Here is a 17,834-nt window from a genome sequence, read left to right on the forward strand (position 1 = left end):
CCCCCAACCCCCACAACCAAGACAAACCCCCGAAACACCACCACACCCCAAACCCATGCCCCACCGAAAACAACCACTTTGCCACCCAACCAAGGCTCCCCAGCAACCAACACCAAGGGCCCAATGCAATAACCACCGCACAACCTCACCAGCCAATACCGCAACCACACACACAATCCCAACCACCATGACCACGACCGAAGACAACTCTCAACCCCGCAAGAAGTCCCACACCACGAAGAACTCTCAAGGCGTTAGAAAGCGACACAGCCCTCATACACATTGCCGACGGTAAAGAAGGCTCTCCAATGCCGGACGACCAAGGGTCAGTGCAACAAACACCACCCGAGCACACCGCACCTCACGCACCCACCTGGCCACCGCAAGCACGACCGAAGGCTGGTCACGAGCCCACGAAAGCCCTGATCGCGCCGCGACCCCTTAGGACGAGCCGAACCCATGCGACCACACCGCATACCTAGCAAAGAAAAAGCACTCCAACGCCTGACCGCTAAGGGCAACGCAACAAACACCACACCACACAACAACCCCAACGCCTCGCGATCGCAACCGATACAGACATCGAGCCGAAAAGCCTGATCGCACAGCGAACCCCTAGGGTGAGCCGAAGCGGTACAGCGATCCCACGCACTTCCCGTTGGAGGAAAGGCCCCACAGGGTCTGACCACCGAGGCCAACACAATCAGACGTGCGAGAACAGCGACCACCACCGCGATCAAACGGCGACGCGAACGGTCGCGATCGCGACCGAAGGCAGGTGACAAGCCTGCAGGAAACCTGATCACGCAGCGAGCCCCCAGGGCGAGACGAAGCGATGCACTGAACGCACCGCATTGCCCATGGAACGAAGGCGCGCTAGCGCCTGACCGCCAAGGGCGATGCGGTTAGACGCGCGGCAGCACCAGCCACCACCGCAACCACGCGGCGACCTGAACAGTCGCGATCGCGTCCGAAGGCAGGTTTCGAGCCTGCGAGAAACCTGATCGCGCAGCGAGCCGCTAGGCGAGCCGGAGCGATGCAGCGATCGCACGCATTGCCCGCCGAAGGGAAGGCGCTCTAGCGCCTGACCGCCAAGGGCAATGCAATAAACCTAGTGTGCGGCTTCCTGCCAGGTTCGGCCGGTGCCCATCGAGACGCTGAGGGGGGCGCGTAGGTCGTAGGCGCCGGCCATTTCGGTGCTGACCAGGGTTTTGAGGGTTTCCAGTTCGCCGGGGGCCACTTCGAAGACGAGTTCGTCGTGGACCTGGAGGAGGATGCGGGAGGTGAGGCCGGCGGTGTTGATGGCGCGGTGGACGTTGAGGCCGGCGACCTTGATGATGTCTGCGGCGGAGCCCTGGATGGGGGCGTTGAGGGCCATGCGTTCGGCCATTTCGCGGCGCTGGCGGTTGTCGGAGTTGAGGTCGGGCAGGTAGCGGCGGCGGCCGAGGATGGTTTCGGTGTAGCCGTCCTGGCGGGCTTTGGCGACGATGTTGCGGAGGTAGTCGCGGACGCCGCCGAACTGCTCGAAGTACTCCTCCATGAGGCCGCGGGCCTCGTCCGGGGAGATGCGGAGCTGCTGGGAGAGGCCGTAGGCGGAAAGGCCGTAGGCGAGGCCGTAGTTCATGGCCTTGATGCGGGCGCGCAGTTCGCCGTCGATCTGCTCGGGCGGGAGGCCGAACACGCGGGACGCGGTGATGGTGTGGAAGTCGGCGCCGGATCCGAACGCCTCGAGGAGCGCCTCGTCCTCGGAGAGGTGCGCCATGATGCGCAGCTCGATCTGGGAGTAGTCGGCGGTGAGGAGGGATTCGTAGCCGTCGCCGACGACGAACGCCTCGCGGATCTGGCGGCCTTCGGCGGTGCGGATCGGGATGTTCTGCAGGTTCGGGTCGGTGGACGACAGCCGGCCGGTCGCGGCGATCATCTGGTTGAACGTGGTGTGGATGCGCCCGTTGTCGTCGGCCATCGGGATGAGGGAGTCGACGATGCTCTTGAGCTTGGCGACCTCGCGCCAGCGCAGGATGTGCTCCAGGACGGGGTGGGGCTCCTTCTCCAGGAGGTTCGTCAGGGCCTCGGAGTCGGTGGTGTAGCCGGTCTTGGTGCGCTTGGTCTTCGGCAGGTTCAGCTCGTCGAACAGGACCTGCTGGACCTGCTTGGGCGAGCCGAGGTTGAACTCGCGTCCGACGGCGCTGTGGGCATCCTGCTCCTGCTCCTTGACCTGGCCGCCGAGGGACGCCGACAGGCCCGCGAGGTGATCGGTGTCGACCGCGATGCCGGCGCGCTCCATGTCGGCCAGGACACCGACGAGCGGGAGTTCCACTTCCCTGAGGAGGCGGGTGGCGCCGCGCTTCTCGAGGTCCTTGTCGAGGACGTCGGCCAGTTCGGTGACGGCGCGCGCGCGGACCGCGAGGGCCTGCGCCGCCTCTTCTTCGCCCGAGCCGTCGAGGGTGAGCTGCCCCGATTCCTCGGTCTCGCTGCGCAGTTCGCGGTGGAGGTAGCGCAGCGCCAGGTCGGCGAGGTCGAACGTCCGCTGGCCGGGGAGCGCCAGGTAGGCGGCGAGGGCGGTGTCGCTGGTGACGCCGTCGAGGGTCACGCCGCGCGCCGCGAACGCCAGCATCGGGCCCTTGGCCTCGTGGATCGCCTTGGGCCGGGCGGGGTCGGCGAGGTAGGCGGCCAGGGCGCGCTCGTCGTCCTCGATCAGTTCCGCGGGGTCGAGGTGGACGGCCGGGCCCTTCTTGGACGCCAGCGCCACCGCGGTGATCTCCCCCGTGCCGCGCCCCCAGGTTCCGGTGACGGCGATGCCGAGCCGGTCGCCCGCGTTGGCGTCGAGCCAGGTGCCGAGCGCGCCGGGCTCCAGGGCGTCGAGGTCGACGTCGAAGCCCTCGTCGGCCTCGGGCTCGGCCGCCGACAGCGTCGAGTAAAGGCGCTCGCGCAGGACCCGGAACTGCAGCGAGTCGAACAGGGTGTGGATCTCCTCGCGGTCCCACTGGCCCATGATCAGCTGCGGCGGCGTCAGCTCCAGCCCGACCTCGGTGTCGAGCTTGTTGATCTGGTGGTTGCGCAGGACCTGGGCGAGGTGCTCGCGGAGGTTGTCGCCGGCCTTGCCCTTGATCTCCTCCACCCGGGCGACGAGGGTGTCGAGGTCGCCGTACTTGGTCAGCCACTTCGCGGCGGTCTTCGGGCCGACGCCCGGCACGCCGGGCAGGTTGTCGCTGGTCTCCCCCACCAGGGCGGCGAGCTCGCGGTAGCGCTGCGGCGGGACGCCGTACTTGGCCTCGACGGCGGCCGGGTCCATCCGGGAGAGCTCCGATACGCCGCGGACGGGGTAGAGGATCGTGACGTCGTCGTCGACGAGCTGGAACGCGTCCCGGTCGCCGGTGACGATGAGGGTCTTCATCCCGGCGCGGGTGGCCTGGACGGCGAGCGTGGCGATGATGTCGTCGGCCTCGAACCCCGCGACCGACAGCCGCGGGATGCGCAGCGCGTCCAGCACCTCGAAGATCAGGCTGACCTGGCTGCGGAACTCGTCGGGCGTCTTCTGCCGGCCCGCCTTGTACTCCACGTACTGCTCGTGCCGGAACGTCGGCTCCGAGCGGTCGAACGCCACCGCGATGTGGGTGGGCTGCTCGTCCCGGAGGACGTTGATGAGCATGGACGTGAAGCCGTACACGGCGTTGGTCGGCTGCCCGTCGGTCGTGGAGAAGTTCTCCACGGGCAGCGCGAAGAACGCCCGGTAGGCCAGAGAGTGCCCGTCGAGCAGGAGGAACCGGTCACTCTTGTCAGGGGTCGCTGCTGTCGTCACCACACCAGGAGCCTAGTCTGCGCGTAGGACAGTTTTGTGGAGGCGTAAGTGACTGACACTCCCGGGCCGCAGCCCGCCGCGGGCCAGAGCGGCTTCGGACCGGACGCGTACGGCGACCTGGGCAAGGCCATGGGCATCGAGTGCCTGGAGGCATCGCCGAAGCGCGTGGTGGGCCGCATGCCCGTCAAGGGCAACACCCAGCCGTACGGGCTGCTGCACGGCGGCGCGTCCTGCGTGCTGGCCGAGTCGATCGGCTCGACCGGCGCGGCGCTGCACGCCGGGCCCGGCCGCATCGCGGTGGGGATCGAGATCAACGCCACGCACCACCGGTCGGCGACCGAGGGCCATGTGACGGGCGTGGCGACCCGCAGGCACGGCGGGCGGACGCTCGCCACCTACGACATCGTGATCACGGACGACGAGGGGCGCCGCCTCTGCACCGCGCGCCTCACCTGCATGCTGCGGGACGCTCCGGAAGGTTGATCCGCGCTTTCTTTGCGATGCGCGCCCCCGGGTCTGTAGCGTGGGTCGAAACAGGCCCGGGACCACCGAGTAGACAACGTACGCCCCGGTAAGGGGCGTACGGCCCCAAAGGTGATCCCGGGCCTCTTTTCGTGTTGCGATCATCGTCTCGCATATTTCACAAAACGGTCACAGCAGATCACGACTCGGCCGCAACCCCCACTGCCGTCTCCTCACGAACGTCCAGGTCAAGTAGCCTCCGTGGCACTGTACAAACGGACGCAAAGAGGCTGTCCACGGACATCTGGAGACGCCCATGCAAGGCGGCAGAAGGTTCCGCACCCTGGCACTCACCGCCGTTGCCGCGCTCGCCCTCGCGGCCTGCGGCGGCGGCGACGACGGCGGCGAGGACTCCAACGCCGGCGGTGGCAAGAGCGACGGCGTGCTCAAACTCGGCTACATCTTCCCCGAGAGCGGTGAGCTGGCCCACCTCGGCCCGCCCCAGATCTCGGCCACCAAGTACGCCATTTCTGAGATCAACAAGGCCGGTGGCGTCCTCGGCAAGCCGATGCCCGAGGTAGTCGGATCCGACGAGGGCGGCAAGGCCGAGATCGCCAACGCGTCGGTCGACCGCCTGCTGGGCCAGAACGTCGACGGGATCGTCGGCGCGGCGGCCTCCGGCATGTCCCTCGCCGTGCTCGACAAGGTCAAGAGCGCGCAGAAGGTGCAGTGCTCGGGCTCCAACACGGCGCCGACGTTCACGGGCTACCAGGACGACGGCTTCTACTTCCGCACCGCGCCGAGCGACGTGCTGCAGGGCCCGATCCTCGCCGACACCATCACCGGTGACGGCCACGCCAACATCGCCATCGCCTACCGCGGCGACGACTACGGCAAGGGCCTGGCCGAGGCGACCAAGGCGGCGCTGGAGAACGTTGGCGGCACCGTGCCGGTCATGGAGGCCTACGAGCCCAACACGACCAACTTCAACGCCACGGTCTCCAAGATCCGCGACGCCAAGCCGGACGCCGTCGTCATGATCTCCTTCCAGGAGGGCGCCCAGCTCGGCACCAAGCTCATCGAGGCCGGCTTCAAGGCGAACCAGTTCTACAGCGCCGACGGCATGAAGGACGAGGAGATGGCGGAGCGCTTCTCCAAGAGCGACCCGTCCGTCATCGAGGGCTTCAAGGGCACCGGCCCCGCCTCCGTCGAGAACAAGACGTTCACCGACGGCCTGAAGGCCTTCGACCCCAAGCTCGAGGTCTTCCAGTACGCGCCGCAGGTCTACGACTGCGTCGTGGTGATGGCCCTGGCCGCCGAGACCGCCAAGTCCGACGACCCCGCCGTCTTCAAGACGAAGATGAACGAGGTCACCAAGGGCGGCGAGAAGTGCACGTCGTTCTCCCAGTGCCGTGACCTGATCAAGGACGGCAAGGACATCGACTACGACGGCGCCAGCGGCCCGCTCGACTTCACCGAGCCCGGCGAGCCCGGCGCCACCGAGATCGAGGTCTACGAGTACAACGACAAGGGCAAGTTCGAGATCATCGACACCGTGCAGAGCAAGCCGGTTAGCTGACCTCGGCAGCACCAAAGAAGGGCCCCGGCCGATCGCGGGTTCTAATGATCCCCGCAACACCCTGATCTTCAGGGAGTTGCGGGGATCATGCATTTTGAGGTCCTGAAGGCGAGGTTCTTCGAGGCGCCGGATCGGCCACAAGACCGGTGTGACCACGACCGACGCCGATGGCTCAGAGCCGTCCCTCGCGGCCGTTGAGGCCGGGCTGCACCCCCGGTTCCCCACGGTGACCGAGCGGGAGATGCTTGCTGACATGCACCGTGAGGGCCGGTCGCTGCGCGCGATCGGACGGGCGCTGGGACGGCCGGCGTCCACCGTCAAGCGCGTGATCGACGCCCGTGCGGTCAATGGCGTCTACCGGCCGCATCGGGCCCAGCGGGTATGTCCAGGCACGTGGCGGGCTGCGCCGCGAGGTCGCGCACGCACTGCGCACCGGGCGCACCCGCCCGCAGACCTCGAACACGTCGCCCAGCAACTCAACAGCCGACCACGCAAAACGCTCGGCTGGAGAACCCCAGCCGAGCGCCTGCGTGACCTGCTGACGACCACATAGGCCACCAGGTGTTGCGAGGACCCCCGAGAATCCGCCGATCGGCCGGGGCCCTTCTCGTTCCCGTCTCCTCCTCCCGGGTCCGGGCCGGCGCCACCGCGCCGGCCCGGCCGGGCCGGTCAGTCGACCTTCGCGAGGGTGCCGAGGTACAGCTCGATGACCTTCGGGTCGTGCAGCAGCTCGGCACCGGTGCCCGTGTAGGCGTTGCGGCCCTGGTCCAGCACGTAGCCCCGGTCGGCGATCTGCAGGCAGCGCCGCGCGTTCTGCTCCACCATCACGATCGACACGCCGCTCGAGTTGATCTGCTTGACCTGCTCGAACACCTCGTCCTGGAACTTCGGCGACAGGCCCGCGGTCGGCTCGTCGAGCATCAGCACCGACGGGTCCATCATCAGCGCCCGGCCCATCGCCACCATCTGGCGCTCACCGCCCGACAGCGCGCCCGCCTTCTGCTTGCGCCGCTCACCGAGCAGCGGGAACAGCCCGCAGACGAACTCGAACCGCTTGTTCCACTGCTTCGGCCGCAGGTACAGCCCCATCTCCAGGTTCTCCTCGACACTGAGCGAGGGGAACACGTTCTGGGTCTGCGGCACGTACCCGACCCCCCGCGACACGAGCTCGTGCGCGGTGAGGTTCGTGATGGGCGCGTCCTTCAGCCGGATCGACCCCGAACGCACCGGGATCAGCCCGAACATCGTCTTGACCAGCGTCGACTTGCCGGCGCCGTTCGGCCCGATCACCGCCACGACCTCCCCCTCCGCGAGGGTGAGGTCGCAGCCGTTGAGGATGTTGACCTCGGGGATGTACCCCGAGACCACCTTCTCCGCCACCAGCAGGGGCTCCGGGGCGGCCTGCCCCGCCGCCCCGGCGTCCTTCTCCGTCATCCGCTACTCCTTCGCCCCTGGCTCGTCGTACCTGGTTCCAAGGTAGGCGTCGATGACGGTCCGGTTGGAACGGATCTGCTCCGGCGGACCCTCGGCGATCACCTGCCCCTGCGCCATGCAGACGACCCAGTCGCTGATGCCCATGACGACGTCCATGTCGTGCTCCACGAACAGCACGGTCATGCCCTCGTCGCGCAACGCCCGGACGTGCCCGAGCAGCGACTGCGTCAGCGCCGGGTTCACCCCGGCCATCGGCTCGTCCAGCATCACCATCGACGGGCCCACCATCAGCGCACGCGCCATCTCCAGCAGCTTCCGCTGGCCGCCCGACAGCTCACCGGCGAACGAGTCGCGCATGTGCGCCAGCTTGAACCGGTCGAGCAGCTCCAGGGCGCGCTTCTCCAGCCCGCCCTCCTGCGGACGCCACAGCGGCGGCACCAGCGCGTTGAAGAAGTTCTCACCGCGCTGCCCGACCGCCGCCAGCTTCATGTTCTCCAGCACGGTCAGCCGCGTCAGCGCCTTCGTGAGCTGGAACGTCCGCACCATGCCGCGCCTGGCCATCTTGTGCGCGGCGAGCCCCGCGGCGGGCCGGCCGTCGAACGACCACGTCCCGCTGTCCGCCCGGTCGAACCCGGTCAGCACGTTGAACAGCGTCGTCTTGCCCGCGCCGTTCGGGCCGATCAGCGAGGTGATCGTCCCGCGCTGGACCTCCAGGTGGCCGACGTCGACCGCCTTCAGCCCGCCGAACGCCCGGCTCACCCCGTCGGCGACGAGGATCGGATCCGGCTTGGCGATGCCCGGCGTCCCGGTGAGCCCCGCCAACGCGGACTCGTCCGGCAGGACGGTCTCCTCGACCGCCTCCTCGGCCAGCTGCCGGGCCTCGACGATCTCGCTGTCGCCCAGCTCGGCGCGCTCATCCGCGGCGCCCTGCACGTCCTTCGGCTCATCGGTCACGGAGCAACATCTCCCTCCTGCTGCCGAGCACGCCCTGCGGCCGGTAGATCATGATCAGCATGAGCAGCAGGCCCACCACCGCGAAGCGCAGCGGGCCGATGTCCGACGGCGACAGGATGCTGTCGGAGATGTACCCCGCGCTGAGCGCCTGCCGGAGCGAGGTGTCCATCAGCACCAGCAGGAACCAGAACATCCACGCGCCGACGATCGGCCCGAGCACCCGCCCGGCCCCGCCCATCAGCAGCACCGTCCACAGGAAGAACGTGATCTCGGGGTTGAACGTGTCCGGCTGCACCGACTGGAAGCCGATCGCGAACATCACACCGGCCAGGCCGCCGATCACACCGCCGATCAGCAGGCTCTGGATCTTGAAGCCGAAGACGTTCTTGCCGAGCGCGCGGACCGCGTCCTCGTCCTCCCGGATCCCCTTCAGGACCCGGCCCCACGGGCTGTGCACCAGCAGGTACACCATGAGCGCCACGACCGCGACCAGCGTCCAGCCCAGGAGCATCACCCACAGGTCACGCTCGGAGTAGGAGAACCGCCCCACCCCGTACGAACCCGTCGGAATCGGATTGAGCTCGAAGAACGGGTTCGCGAACTGCTGCAGCCCGTACACGCTGCCGGTCACGTCGTTGGCGAACTCCGCCCGGTACACCAGCCGCATGATCTCGGCCGCCGCGATCGTCACGATCGCCAGATAGTCCCCCCGCAATCGCAGGGTCGGCAGGCCCAGCAGCAGCGCCAGCACCGCCGCGCACAGCAGGCCGACCAGCACGCCGACCCACATCGGCCAGCCGAACGTGCTCACACTGATCGCCAGGCCGTAGGCCCCCACCAGCATGAAGCCCACCTGGCCGAAGTTCAGCAGGCCCGTGTAACCGAAGTGGACGTTGAGGCCGATGGCCGCCAGCGCGTACACCGCCGCCTCGGGGGCGAACGCCCCGCGGAGCGCGGAAAGGAGAATGTCGATGATGTCCATGTGCCGCGCCCCCTATCCGACTCGTTCCGCGCGGCCCAGGATCCCCTGAGGCCGGAACAGGAGTACGAGGATGAGCACCACCAGCGCCCACGCGTTCTGCAGCTCCACCGGGAGCCACAGCGTGGACACCTGCGCCACGATCCCCACGACCAGGCTCCCCGCGATCGCGCCGTACGCGGTGCCCAGCCCGCCGAGGATCACGGCGGCGAACATCAGCAGCAGCAATCGGAACCCCATGTTGAACGAGACGTTCTCACTGACGCCGTAGAAGACCCCGCCGAGCGACGCGAGACCGCCCGCCAGCATCCACACGTACAAGATCACCCGGGAGACGTCGATGCCCGACGACTCCGCGAGGTCGCGGTTGTCGGCCACCGCGCGCATCGCCTTCCCGATGCGGGTGCGCTGCAGCCCGAGCCCCACCAGGACCAGCACCGCGAAGGAGATGACGATGATCGTCAGGTCCCGCGGCGTGATCGACAGCGGGCCCCACGAGAGCCGCTCCTGGATCTGGTAGTCGTTGTAGGGCTGCGCCACCGCGCCGAACCACACCTGGACGCCGTGCCGGATCAGCAGGGCCAGGCCGATCGACACGATGAACATCTGGATCAGCGCCACTCCGCGCCGCCGTAGTGGCTGCCAGATGCCCCGTTCGATGGCCCCTCCTATGCCGACCCCGGCGACCACCGCCACCAAGGTCGCCGGCACCAGTTGCCAGGAGGGCCCCTGCAGGTTCAGGAACCAGGCGATCACCGCGCCCAGCGTCACCATCTCGCCGTGGGCGAAGTTCACCAGCTTGGTGGTCCCGAAGATCAGCGACAGTCCGACCGAGGTGATCGCGATGATGGCGCCGAACCGGACGCCCTCCAGCAGCAGCTGGAGGAACCGCTCACCCGTCCCCGGGCCCGTATCGGCCTGGGGGGCGCCGGCTCCGCCGTCCGCCCCCTGGCCGGCCTGGCCCGCGGCGGCCAGCGGGAACAGCACGTTCCGCTCCTGGCCCTCGGTCACCGAGATCGCGCTGAGCTTCTCGCCTCCTTGGCGGCGCGGCACCACTCCTTGCGGGAGGCTCCCGACATCGAGGCTGACGTCGTAGCGCCCCGGTCCGGGGACCTCGACGCGCCACTTGCCGTCGGCCCCGGTCGTGGCATCGCCGACCTCCTTCTCGCCCTGTTGGACCTTGATCACGATGTCCGCGACCGGTTTGCGGTCGGGACCTCGCACCGTGCCTGCCAATGCCTCGCCCTCAGCCGCGAACGCCGCCGGGGTGACCAGCAGGATCGCGGCGAGCGCGAGCAGGGCGGCCGCCAGTGTTCGGCGCACACAGGCTCCTTTACTCGCACATCAGGAAATGTGTGGCGAGCGTAGCGAAGCACTGTTAAAGGGGCGGCCGCAGGAGCGGAGTCGTGAACGAATCGTTCGCAGAACGTGACAGAACGGACTAGCGTCAGCCCAGGTCAGGACGTTGCCGCTGGCGGGAGAGCTCCTCGACGACGGTATCGGCTACGGCGCGCATCGTCAGGCGACGGTCCATCGAGGCCTTCTGGATCCACCGGAACGCCTCCGGCTCGGACCACCCGTGGGCCTCCTGCAGCAGCCCCTTGGCCCGATCCACCACCTTGCGGGTCTCGAGCCGCTCCTGCAGCCCCGCGACCTCGGCCTCCAGAGCGCGCAGCTCGGTGTACCGGCTCACCGCCATCTCGATCGCGGGCGCGAGGTCGGTCTTGGAGAACGGCTTGACCAGGTAGGCCATCGCACCCGCGTCCGTGGCCCGCTGGACGAGTTCGCGCTGGGAGAACGCCGTGAGGATCACCACCGGCGCGATCCGGTCGGCGGAGATCCGCTCCGCCGCCGAGATCCCGTCCAAAATCGGCATCTTGACGTCGAGGATCACGAGGTCCGGCTTCAGCTCGCCGGCCAGCCGCACGGCCGCCTCGCCGTCCCCGGCCTCCCCGACGACCTCGTAGCCGTCCTCCTGAAGCATCTCCTTCAGGTCAAGCCTGATCAGGGCCTCGTCTTCCGCGATCACGACCCGCCGCGTACTCTCCACGCCCAAGAGCCTACCGAAACCCGCTACCCTGGTCTGGGCCGCCCCTCGCCGGGGCAGCTAACTGGACATAGGGGACATGTCCAAATAAAGCCGGGATGATGGAATTGGCAGACATTGATCCCTCAAAAGGATTTGTCCGAAAGGGCGTGCGGGTTCGAGTCCCGCTCCCGGCACCATCGACCAGCCGCAACCCCGTCGACGACGAGGCGCAGCGAAGACCGAGCCCACCACTGCTGACCGGGGAACCGGGCGGTCACCCCTTTCGCCACCGAAGGTGACCACCGGGAAACTGTCAGTGCTCGGCGCCATCATGCGGGCATGCATGACTCAACAACACGTCAACTGGCCCGGCGCCTGCTCAGTTCGGGCTTGACGCTCGCCGAAGTCCATCGTCAGACCGGGGTTCCGCATTCCACCTTGGGATACTGGCGCAAGTATCCCGACAAAGCAGCGTCCAGAAGGTCGCTCTGCCCGCGCTGTCATGGCCGAGAACTCGACAGCCGGTGCTACTCCTATCTCCTCGGCCTCTACCTCGGGGACGGTCACATCGCCACGACCCACCGCGAGGGCGTCTACCGGCTCGAGATCGCCTGCGCCGACGCCTGGCCCGGCCTCATCGACGAGGCCGCAGAGGCGGTCGCCAAAGTGATGCCCGACCACAAGGTGGGACGCCGGAAGATCACGGGGTGCACGAACGTCGGTGTCTACTCCAAGCATCTGCCGTGCCTTTTCCCGCAGCACGGACCGGGGCGCAAGCACGACCGCAAGATCGAGCTGGCGGGGTGGCAGCAGAAGATCGTGGAAGAGTGCTCAGAGGAGTTCGTCCGGGGCCTTATTCACTCCGATGGCTGCCGCATCATCAACCGGGTACGGCGGCAGACCAAAGCCGGGGACCGTTGGCACGAGTACCCGCGCTACGACTTCAGCAACGCCTCGCTGGACATCCAGGGGCTCTTCACGGACGCACTGGATCGGCTGGGAATCGCGTGGACGCAGATGAACAAGAGAAATCTGTCGGTCGCGAAGCGGGAGGCGGTGGCGCGGCTGGATGAGTTCGTCGGGCAGAAGTATTGAGCGGGCGGGGCGACGCCGGGCCCGGGTCAGTCGGGCCCGGCGTCGCCTCGGTGTCCGTGCCGGCTACTTGGCGACGGTCTCGGAGGCCGGTTCCTCCTTCGGCCGGTCGCGGAAGTAGTCGCGGGTCTCCCGGTAGATGAGCGGGGACAGGATCAGCAGGCCGATCAGGTTGGGCAGCGCCATGAGGCCGTTCATCACGTCGGAGAAGGTCCAGACGGTGGTGAGCGTGGTGGTGGCGCCGACGTAGATGATGATGATGAAGATGATGCGGTAGGGCAGGACCGCCTTGCGTCCGAACAGGAACTCCACGCAGCGGTCCCCGTAGTAGGACCAGCCGAGCAGCGTGGAGAACGCGAAGAAGATGACGCTGAGCGTGACGATGACGCTGGCCCAGTCGCCGGGCAGGCCCTCGTCGAACGCGCGGGCGGTGAAGGAGGCGGCCTCGTCCTCGCCGGCGTCCTTCCACACGCCGGTGATGACGATGGTCAGCGCGGTGAAGCTGACCACGACGAGGGTGTCGATGAAGGTCTGGGTCATCGACACGAGGGCCTGCCGCACCGGGTGCGAGGTCTTCGCGGCGGCGGCGGCGATGCCGCCGGTGCCGAGGCCGGACTCGTTGGAGAAGATGCCGCGGGCGACACCGTACTGGATCGCGGCGGCGACGCCGGCCCCGACGAACCCGCCGGTTGCGGCGGTGCCGGTGAACGCGTCGGTGAAGATGGTGCCGAGCGCGGCGGGGATCTCGTCGATGTTGAAGGCCAGCACGGCCGCGGCGCCGACGATGTAGAGGACGATCATCACGGGCACGAAGGCGCTGGTGAAGCGGCCGATGCTCTTGATGCCGCCGAGGATGACGGCGCCGGCGAACACGGTGATGATCACGCCGGTGATGACGGGGTCGAGGCCCCATTCCTCCTCGACGTTGGCGGCGACGGTGTTGGCCTGGGTCATGTTGCCGATGCCGAACGCGGCGAGGGCGCCGGCGACGGCGAAGAAGCCGCCGAGGATCAGGCCGACCGGGCCCTTGATGCCGTGCCGGAGGTAGTGCATGGGGCCGCCGCCCTGCTCGCCGGCGGCGTCGGTGCGGCGGAAGCGGACGCCGAGGAACGCCTCGCTGTACTTGGTGGCCATGCCGACCATGCCGGTGAACCACATCCACAGGACGGCGCCGGGGCCGCCCAGGGCGATGGCGGTCGCGACACCGGCGATGTTGCCGACGCCGACGGTGGCGGCGAGGGCGGTGGAGAGGGCCTGGTAATGGGAGATGTCGCCTTCTGCCTCGGTGTCGGATTTCCGGAACGCGAGGCGGAAGGCGAGGCGGAAGTGCCGGACCTGGAGGCCGCGGAGGAGAAGGGTCAGGTAGAGGCCGGTGAGCAGCAGCAGCGGGATCAGGAGCCAGGGGCCCCAGATGAAGCTGCTGGCATCACCCAAGAATTCGTCGACGTCCATCACACCACCGATCAGGGGAGCGGCTCGAACATCCGGACCGTAGGTGACGGGCCGCCCTGTGAGAAGAGGTCTCGATCACCCGTTACGAGATCGTCCTTCCACTTTTTTCGGGTCTTGACCCTGGTGGGCCGCGTTTTCGGAGCGAGGTGGAATCGAGACCTGACGGTGACCGGGCGGAAAGGGGCCGGGCACCGCGCGAGGGTGCGGTTCGCGCGGTGCCCGGCGGGGTGGTTGGCCTGGTGGGTGCTCAGGTGTGGACGGTGATGGCGTCGCCGATGGCGTGGACGCGCAGCAGGTTGGTGGAGCCGGTGGTGCCGGGGGGCGAGCCGGCGACGACGACGACCTTGTCGCCCTTCTGGACGCGGCCGATCTCGAGGAGGGCCTGTTCGACCTGGCCGAACATGGCGTCGGTGTGGTCGGCGTGGGGGACGATGAACGTCTCGACGCCCCAGACGTGGGCGAGGCGGCCTCGGACGGCGGGGACGGAGGTGAAGGCGAGCAGCGGGATCGGCGAGCGGTAGCGGGACAGGCGGCGGGCGGTCTCGCCGGACATGGTGAAGGCGGCGAGGGCCTCGGCGCCGACGATCGCGCCGACCTCGGCGGCGGCGCGGGCGATGGCGCCGCCGACGGTCTCGGGGATGCGTTCGAGGGTGTGGGTGGCCTGGAGCGCGGCCTGCTCGGCGGTCTGCACGATGCGGCTCATCGTGAGGACGGATTCGATGGGGTACTGGCCGACGCTGGTCTCGCCGGAGAGCATGACGGCGTCGGCGCCTTCGAAGACGGCGTTGGCGACGTCGGAGGTCTCGGCGCGGGTGGGCCGCGGCGCGGAGATCATGGATTCGAGCATCTGGGTCGCCACGATGACGGGGCGGGCCTTCTCGCGGCAGAGTTCGATGGCGCGCTTCTGGACCATCGGGACCTGTTCGAGGGGGAGTTCGACGCCGAGGTCGCCGCGGGCGACCATGATGCCGTCGAAGGCGGCGACGATCTCGGGGAGGCGTTCGACGGCCTGCGGTTTCTCGATCTTGCCGATGAGGGGGACGCGGACGCCTTCCTCTTCCATGATCTGGTAGCAGATGTCGGCGTCGGCGGGGGTGCGGACGAAGGAGAGGGCGACGAGGTCGACGCCGAGGCGCAGGGCCCAGCGGAGGTCTTGCTCGTCCTTCTCGGTGAGGGCGGGGACGCTGACCGGGACGCCGGGGAGGTTGAGGCCCTTGTTGTCGGAGACCATGCCGCCGACCGTGACGGTGGTCTGGACGCGGGGGCCGTCGACGGCGGTGACCTTGAGGGCGACGCGGCCGTCGTCGATGAGGATGCTGTCGCCCGGGCCGACGTCGCCCGGCAGCCCCTGGTAGGTGGTGGAGACCTCGCGGCGGGTGCCGGGGACGTCGTCGGTGGTGATGGTGAACTCGTCGCCGAGGGTGAGGCGTACCGGTCCGTCGGGGAACCGTCCGATGCGGATCTTGGGGCCCTGGAGGTCCGCGAGGATGCCGACGCCGCGCCCGGTGGCGTCGGCGGCGGCCCTGATGCGGTGGTAGACCTCTTCGTGGACGGCATGGTCGCCGTGGCTCATGTTGAGCCGGGCGACGTCGATGCCGGCTTCGACGAGGGCGTTGATCTGCTCGGTGCTGGAGCAGGCCGGGCCGATGGTGCTGACGATCTTCGCTCGACGGGTCACGTGCACAACCGTACTTAGTTACTCGCGGGTACGGATATTCGTGCAGGACATGGTCGCCACGGGTTCACCGATTGGTCTAGGTCAGAGGTCTAGACCACATTCGGTCCTCGTTTGAACACCTCGACGGCGGCCCGGCAGAACGCCTTCAGGTCGTCCGGCTTCCGGCTGCTGACGAGCACGTTCGGCCCGGCCTCGCAGACCTTCACCTCCTCGTCCACCCAGGTCGCTCCCGCGTTGCGCAGGTCGGTCCGGACGCTCGGGAAGGACGTCATGGTGCGGCCGCGCACGACGTCGGCCTCGATGAGCGTCCATGGGGCGTGGCAGATGACCGCGACGGGCTTGCCCGCCTCGAAGAAGGACCTGGCGAACTCCACGGCCTTGGGCTGCATGCGCAGGTAGTCCGGGTTGGCGACGCCGCCGGGCAGCACGAGGCCGTCGAACTCGTTGTGGTCGGAGACCTCGACGGTGGTGTCTACGGGGAAGGTGTCGGCCGCCTCCAGGTGGTCGAACGCCTGGAGGCGGCCGGACTGGGTGGAGACCAGGCGGGGGGTGCCGCCGGCCTGCTCGACGGCCGCCCAGGGTTCGGTGAGCTCGACCTGCTCGGTGCCTTCGGGGGCGCAGAGGAACGCGATGCTCTTGCCCTCGAGATCCTTGCTCGACATGGCTTTCCTCCAGTTATCGGTGGTTATGTGCCTTGCCCGGAAGCGCGGGTGGTATGCAGGAAAGGTGAACCCCACCGGCTATCGCGAGTACCAGGAGCCGGGGCTGGCGTGCTCGTGGACGGCGGCGCTCCCCCGCGGCGCCGAGCCGTTCACGCAGCGTGTCGTGCCCGACGGGTGCGTGGACGTGATGTGGTCGGAGTCGGGGATCCTCGTGGCGGGTCCGGACACGGGGCCCGTCCCGGCCACCGTGCGGCCGGGCGAGTCGACCGTGGCGGTCCGGTTCGCCCCGGGGACCGCGCCGCCGGTGCTGGGCGTCCCGGCGGACGCGATCCGGGACGGCCGGGTGCCGCTGCGGGACCTGTGGGGCGGGGAGGCCGACCGGCTGGCGGAGGCCGTCGCGGCGGCCCCCGACCGGCGCGGCGCGCTGGTGGCGGCGGTACGGGAGCGGATGCGCCCGGCGGACCCGGTGGTCCCGGTGGTGGTGGCGGGCCTCGCCGGCGGCCCGGCGGAGGGCCCGGCCGGCGGTTCGGTGCGGGCCGTGGCGGACCGGCTCGGCCTCAGCGAGCGGCAGCTCCGCCGGCGGTCCCTGGCGGCGTTCGGGTACGGGCCGAAGACGCTGCAGCGGGTGCTGCGGTTCCAGCGGGCGCTGCGGCTGGCGCGGGCGGGCGAGCCGCTGGCGGGCGCGGCGTTCGCGGCGGGCTACGCCGACCAGGCGCATTTCGCGCACGAGGTGCGGGCGCTGGCGGGCGAGCCCGTCCGGAACCTGCTGTGAGCTAGGGCTTGAGCCTGCCGTAGGCGCGCAGCGTCCGCAGCTTCTCGACGGTGGTGAAACCGCGCCATTCGGGGCGGGTGACCGGGGTCCAGATGGGGAAGTCGACGTCCCAGCCGCCGTCGTCGTGCCGGGCGCCGATGAGGGCGTCGAGTTCGCGGTCGACGACGTCGGCGGTGAAGAGGCGGCGTCCGTATCCGCCGGGGTCCGGCGCGAAGTCGAGCGGGCCGTGGTGGTCGCTGTGCGCGTGGGCGCCGAGGGCGCCGCGGAGCCGGGTGAAGGCGGCTTCGGCGCGGTCGCGGTCGGGCACGTGGTCGAGGAAGGTGAGGATCGCGAGGACGTCGTACGCCCCTAGCCCCGTGCCGGGCGCCTCCAGGTACCGCCAGCAGAACGCGGTGGCGGGTCCGAGCCAGGGGTGGTCCGATCCGGCGCGGTGCAGGAGCCCGGCGAGCGTCGCGGTCGGGTTGATGCTGCCGGGCGGGTCGTCGGGCGCCTGCCACCAGGGGGCGTGCGGGGTGCCGCGGACGGTCGGCAGGACGAACGGCACTCCCCCGTCGGCGCGGGCGATGGACGCCAGGTAGTCGGCGATGCGCGCGACGGCGGGGTCGTCGTCCGCTCCGGCCTCGTGCAGGAATTCCAGGGCGTGCTGCGCGGGGACGGGCTGGCTGCCTTCGCCGCGCAGGTCGGGTTCGAGTGCGTGCCCGTAGCCGCCGTCGGGGTTCTCGTACGCGCGGAGGGCCTGGAGGACGGGGCCGGGAGGCCCGCCGCGGAAGTGCAGGGCGAAGCGGTGCCGGTCGATGAGGCGGCCGTTGCGCCGCATGAAGTCGGCGGCGCGGGCGAGGTCGGAGTCGTCCAGGACGTTCATGGACCCGACTGTAGGTCGGCCGCTCGCGGCCGGTCTTGCAGGAAACGGACACGCGCGAAGGGGGGCGCGGTCGGTCCGGC

The 17,834-nt window shown here is 69.1% G+C and carries 14 protein-coding genes, 1 tRNA gene and 1 pseudogene; 6 read left to right on the top strand and 10 right to left on the bottom strand.

Annotation, left to right across the window (positions count from 1 at the left end; genetic code table 11):
- Nucleotides 1–1,111: 1,111 nt before the first annotated feature.
- Nucleotides 1,112–3,802 (bottom strand): DNA polymerase I, encoded by a 2,691-nt coding sequence (gene polA, locus IEZ03_RS32545; RefSeq protein ID WP_184886083.1) that lies wholly within the window; start codon nucleotides 3,800–3,802, stop codon nucleotides 1,112–1,114.
- Nucleotides 3,803–3,928: 126 nt separating this feature from the next.
- Here polA and IEZ03_RS32550 point away from each other — a divergent pair, with 126 nt between their 5' ends.
- The 3 genes and pseudogenes from IEZ03_RS32550 to IEZ03_RS32560 all read left to right on the top strand — a co-directional run.
- A complete protein-coding gene (locus IEZ03_RS32550; RefSeq protein ID WP_229808728.1) occupies nucleotides 3,929–4,282 on the top strand; it encodes a PaaI family thioesterase in 354 nt (117 codons plus the stop codon).
- A 295-nt stretch (nucleotides 4,283–4,577) separates the two neighbouring features.
- Nucleotides 4,578–5,840 carry an ABC transporter substrate-binding protein gene (locus IEZ03_RS32555; RefSeq protein WP_184886085.1) on the top strand — a complete coding sequence of 421 codons (1,263 nt, stop codon included), beginning with the start codon at nucleotides 4,578–4,580 and terminating at the stop codon, nucleotides 5,838–5,840.
- 106 nt (nucleotides 5,841–5,946) lie between these two features.
- Nucleotides 5,947–6,305: pseudogene (locus tag IEZ03_RS32560) on the top strand (helix-turn-helix domain-containing protein); the annotation flags it as partial.
- Nucleotides 6,306–6,509: 204 nt separating this feature from the next.
- Here the strand turns inward: IEZ03_RS32560 and IEZ03_RS32565 are convergent.
- The 5 genes from IEZ03_RS32565 to IEZ03_RS32585 all read right to left on the bottom strand — a co-directional run bounded on the left by IEZ03_RS32565 (nucleotide 6,510) and on the right by IEZ03_RS32585 (nucleotide 11,257).
- The gene (locus IEZ03_RS32565; RefSeq protein ID WP_132053964.1) at nucleotides 6,510–7,274 is read right to left on the bottom strand and encodes an ABC transporter ATP-binding protein; all 765 of its coding nucleotides are present in this window, start codon (nucleotides 7,272–7,274) and stop codon (nucleotides 6,510–6,512) included.
- Between the two features lie 3 nt (nucleotides 7,275–7,277).
- Entirely contained in the window at nucleotides 7,278–8,096 is an 819-nt protein-coding gene (locus IEZ03_RS32570) for an ABC transporter ATP-binding protein (protein ID WP_132053970.1), read from the bottom strand.
- Nucleotides 8,097–8,217: 121 nt separating this feature from the next.
- The gene (locus IEZ03_RS32575) at nucleotides 8,218–9,210 is read right to left on the bottom strand and encodes a branched-chain amino acid ABC transporter permease (protein ID WP_184886087.1); all 993 of its coding nucleotides are present in this window, start codon (nucleotides 9,208–9,210) and stop codon (nucleotides 8,218–8,220) included.
- Between the two features lie 12 nt (nucleotides 9,211–9,222).
- On the bottom strand, nucleotides 9,223–10,530 hold the full coding sequence (locus tag IEZ03_RS32580) for a branched-chain amino acid ABC transporter permease (RefSeq protein ID WP_184886089.1): 1,308 nt from the start codon (nucleotides 10,528–10,530) through the stop codon (nucleotides 9,223–9,225).
- A gap of 124 nt (nucleotides 10,531–10,654) precedes the next feature.
- Entirely contained in the window at nucleotides 10,655–11,257 is a 603-nt protein-coding gene (locus IEZ03_RS32585; protein WP_373293717.1) for an ANTAR domain-containing response regulator, read from the bottom strand.
- An 89-nt stretch (nucleotides 11,258–11,346) separates the two neighbouring features.
- Between IEZ03_RS32585 and IEZ03_RS32590 the strand changes: the two genes are divergently transcribed.
- Nucleotides 11,347–11,433 (top strand) — tRNA-Leu (locus IEZ03_RS32590).
- A gap of 142 nt (nucleotides 11,434–11,575) precedes the next feature.
- Nucleotides 11,576–12,331: a helix-turn-helix domain-containing protein gene (locus IEZ03_RS32595; RefSeq protein WP_184886091.1), complete on the top strand. Its 756-nt coding sequence runs from the start codon at nucleotides 11,576–11,578 to the stop codon at nucleotides 12,329–12,331.
- A gap of 63 nt (nucleotides 12,332–12,394) precedes the next feature.
- Here IEZ03_RS32595 and IEZ03_RS32600 read toward each other — a convergent pair whose 3' ends face one another.
- The 3 genes from IEZ03_RS32600 to IEZ03_RS32610 all read right to left on the bottom strand — a co-directional run bounded on the left by IEZ03_RS32600 (nucleotide 12,395) and on the right by IEZ03_RS32610 (nucleotide 16,120).
- Complete coding sequence (locus IEZ03_RS32600; RefSeq protein ID WP_184886093.1) at nucleotides 12,395–13,780, bottom strand: alanine/glycine:cation symporter family protein; 1,386 nt, start codon at nucleotides 13,778–13,780, stop codon at nucleotides 12,395–12,397.
- A gap of 247 nt (nucleotides 13,781–14,027) precedes the next feature.
- Nucleotides 14,028–15,458: a pyruvate kinase gene (gene pyk / locus IEZ03_RS32605; protein ID WP_184886095.1), complete on the bottom strand. Its 1,431-nt coding sequence runs from the start codon at nucleotides 15,456–15,458 to the stop codon at nucleotides 14,028–14,030.
- Nucleotides 15,459–15,547: 89 nt separating this feature from the next.
- Nucleotides 15,548–16,120 (bottom strand): type 1 glutamine amidotransferase domain-containing protein, encoded by a 573-nt coding sequence (locus IEZ03_RS32610; RefSeq protein WP_184886097.1) that lies wholly within the window; start codon nucleotides 16,118–16,120, stop codon nucleotides 15,548–15,550.
- A gap of 64 nt (nucleotides 16,121–16,184) precedes the next feature.
- Between IEZ03_RS32610 and IEZ03_RS32615 the strand changes: the two genes are divergently transcribed.
- Nucleotides 16,185–16,892 carry a helix-turn-helix domain-containing protein gene (locus IEZ03_RS32615; RefSeq protein WP_229808720.1) on the top strand — a complete coding sequence of 236 codons (708 nt, stop codon included), beginning with the start codon at nucleotides 16,185–16,187 and terminating at the stop codon, nucleotides 16,890–16,892.
- A gap of 1 nt (nucleotide 16,893) precedes the next feature.
- On the opposite strand, the gene IEZ03_RS32620 is transcribed toward IEZ03_RS32615, so the two are convergent.
- The gene (locus tag IEZ03_RS32620) at nucleotides 16,894–17,754 is read right to left on the bottom strand and encodes a hypothetical protein (RefSeq protein ID WP_184886101.1); all 861 of its coding nucleotides are present in this window, start codon (nucleotides 17,752–17,754) and stop codon (nucleotides 16,894–16,896) included.
- Nucleotides 17,755–17,834 lie beyond the last annotated feature (80 nt).

Source organism: Actinomadura livida, assembly GCF_014648675.1.
GTDB lineage: Bacteria > Actinomycetota > Actinomycetes > Streptosporangiales > Streptosporangiaceae > Spirillospora > Spirillospora livida.